1 protein-coding gene is annotated in these 254 nt (G+C 31.5%); it reads right to left on the bottom strand.

Features of this window, described 5'->3' with window-relative positions:
* Nucleotides 1-254, bottom strand: a 254-nt coding sequence (locus F1B92_RS09000) for a hypothetical protein (RefSeq protein WP_195836356.1), incomplete at both ends; no start/stop codon positions are given.

The raw sequence follows: 254 nt of genomic DNA, 5'->3' as shown, positions 1-254 counted from the left end.
CGGATTTGGAAGTGCCTAGATTCATCATATCAAATAAAATATCAGCTACACTTTCATAACTAGAAGTTGTTAAATTTATATATGCTCCGCCACTAAATTCGGCTATTTCTCTAAATTCTTTTGCAACATCATCTCCACCACCTGTTTGTATAGCAAATACTTGGATATTACTTAAACTATTATTATTAGAATTTGAGCTAAATGCACTTCTTGTTTTAATACCACTTTGTGAGTTATTTGGTTTTAATGCGGCA

Origin of the sequence: Campylobacter portucalensis (assembly GCF_009690845.1) — a bacterium.
Classification (GTDB): Bacteria; Campylobacterota; Campylobacteria; order Campylobacterales; family Campylobacteraceae; genus Campylobacter_B; species Campylobacter_B portucalensis.
This window is presented reverse-complemented; position numbering and strand designations above follow the sequence as displayed.